2 protein-coding genes are annotated in these 2,548 nt (G+C 75.3%); both read right to left on the minus strand.

The window, feature by feature from the left end:
* Window positions 1-1,011 (minus strand): epoxide hydrolase (locus E1265_RS35500; protein ID WP_132935066.1); only part of this gene is annotated, 1,011 nt, incomplete at its 3' end.
* 38 nt (window positions 1,012-1,049) lie between these two features.
* Window positions 1,050-2,546, minus strand: a complete 1,497-nt coding sequence (locus E1265_RS35505; RefSeq protein WP_132935067.1) for an aromatic amino acid ammonia-lyase — start codon at window positions 2,544-2,546, stop codon at window positions 1,050-1,052.
* Window positions 2,547-2,548: the final 2 nt, after the last annotated feature.

Consider the following 2,548-nt stretch of genomic DNA (forward strand, 5'->3'; position numbering starts at 1 on the left):
CCACTCCCCCTCGGCACCGCCCCACTCCCCGTCGGCGCCCTCGGCGCTCCACTCGGCGGCGGAGATCTCCTCGTAGTAGATCTGCGCCGCCGAGCCGGCCGTGCCGGTGAACCAGTAGAGGGAGACGTCGGTCAGGATCCGGTCCCGGTCGACGCTGTCCTCGGGCAGTCCCTCCTCCGGCCAGGTCAGCTCCTTGTACTTCTCCACGATCCAGGCGAGCTGGCCGACGGGCGAGTCGTGCAGGCCGTAGCCGACGGTCGCGGGCCGCTTGGAGTTGCACTGGAGGTAGCCGTCGTTGAAGTCCCGCATGCGCTGCCAGCGCCGCTGGTCGGCCTCGCTCAGGCCGTCTGTCTCGCCCTCGGCGCCCACCGGGAAGGAGATCATCGCGTTGAGGTGCACACCGACGACATGCTCGGGTGCCAGCTTCGCCATCTGGGGCGCCACCCAGGAGCCGGTGTCGTAGCCCTGGACGCCGTACCGCCGGTAGCCGAGCCGCGCCATCAGCTCGGTGAGGACGCCGGCCATCCGGGCGGCGTTCATGCCGGGTCCGGCCAGCGGGGTGGAGAACCCGAACCCGGGGAGCGAGGGGATCACCACGTGGAAGGCGTCGGCCGGGTCGCCGCCGTGCGCCCGGGGGTCGGAAAGCGGCCCGACGATGTCGAGGAAGTCGGCGAAGGTGCCGGGCCAGCCGTGCAACAGCACCAGCGGGAGGGCGTCAGGCTCGGGCGAGCGGACGTGGAGGAAGTGCAGGCGCTGGCCCTCGATCGTGGTGACGAACTGGGGGTGGGCGTTGAGCGCGGCCTCCCGGGCCCGCCAGTCGTAGGCGGTGCGCCAGTGGTCGGCGAGCTCCCGCAGGTAGCCGACCGGGACCCCGCGGCTCCAGCCGACGCCGGGCAGCTCGTCGGGCCAGCGGGTGTTCGCGAGCCGGGCCCGCAGGTCGTCGACGGCGGCCTGCGGGATCTCGATACGGAAGGGGCTGATGGTGCTGTCGAGGGGCGTGTGGTCTGCCATGCCTCGGAGGCTAGGAGGCCAACAGGACCGCTCGCGTCCTAAAGGCACGGCCGGTCGGAGTGCGGCGGCTCCCCGGGGCCGGCGTCGAGCAGGTCGGCGGCCCGGCGGACGTCGGCGGCGAGCGGGCGGTCGGGGCTGACCGGCGGCAGCGCCTGGGCGAGCCGGTCGAGCTCAGCGGCGCAGGCGGGCGCGGTGGGCAGGCGGTCGCCGAGGTGGGCGGCCTGGCGCAGGGCCAGGGCGAGCGAGCCGTGCAGCAGGCGCAGCAAGCGGGTCTGGCGGTAGGCGGCGAGCGCGGCCTGGGTGCCGAAGGGGACGATGTCCTGGTTGTGGAGGTTGGTGGGCAGGCTCTGGATGCTGGCGGGGGTCGCGGTGCGGCGCATCTGGGCGGTGATGGCGGTCGCGGCGAGCTGGACGCCGGCGAGGCCGTGCTGGTTGCCGGGGTCGGCGGCGAGCAGTGGGTTGCGGCCGCCGTTGCGGTGCGGGTCGAGCAGCAGGTCGAGCTGGCGTTCGGCGAGGTTGGCGGTCTGCACGGCGGCCAGCGAGAGCAGGTCGGCGGCGAACGCGACGTGCTGGCCGAAGAAGTTGCCGCCATGGCAGACCCGGTCCTCCTCGGGGAAGAACAGCGGGTTGTCGCTGACGCCGTTGAGGTCGTCCTCGACGACGGTCGCCGCGTGCCGTAACGAGGCCCCTGCGGCGCCCAGCAGTTGGGGGGCGCAGCGGATTGAGTAGGGCTCCTGGAGCGGGCGTTCGCCGCTGGGCACGGTGCCGGCGAGCAGGGCGCGCAGCCGGTCCCCGGCGGCGGCCGCGTCGGGGTGGTGGAAGGCCGCGAGCAGCGCGGGGTCGGCGAAGTCCGGTGCGCTGCCGAGGAGTTCGGCGAGCAGGGCGGTGAGTCTGAGGGCGGCGTCGAGGGAGCGGGCGAACTGGGCGACGGCGAGGCCGGCCGCGGCCGCGGTGAAGGAGGTGCCGTTGACCAGGGCCAGGGCGTCCCGCCCTGCCAGGTCGAGCGGGGCAAGGCCGGCCAGGCGCAGCGCCTCGGCTGCGGGCAGCCGCCGGCCGGCGAGGTGGGCGTGCCCCTCGCCGCGCAGCCCGCGCACCAGGTGGGCGGTGGGCACGAGGTCGCCGCTGGCGCCGACGGAGCCGAGTTCGGGCACGGCGGGCGCGAACTCGGTGTCGAGCGCCGCGATCAGCGCGTCGAGCACCGCCTCGCGGGCGCCCGAGTGTCCCTTGGCCAGCGCCCACAGGCGGGCGAGCAGGGTGGCGCGGACCACCTCGACGGGCAGGTCGTCGCCCTGGCCGGCGGTGAGGTGGTCGAGCAGGCTCTCGCACTGGTCGGCCGCCTCGGCCCTGCCCGGCAGGCCGACGAGCGCGCCGAAGCCCGTGGTGGCGCCGTAGACCGGGCGCCCCTCGGCGAGGCAGCGGAGCAGGAAGCGGTGGCATTCGCCGACCCGGCCGCGGGTCGCGGGGTCGAGGCGGACGGTGAGCGGCCCGGCGGCGCGCTCCAGCAGGTCGGGGGTGAGCCGGGTGGCGGTTCCGATGG

Origin of the sequence: Streptomyces sp. 8K308, from assembly GCF_004348315.1 — a bacterium.
In the GTDB taxonomy this organism is placed as follows: domain Bacteria; phylum Actinomycetota; class Actinomycetes; order Streptomycetales; family Streptomycetaceae; genus Streptomyces.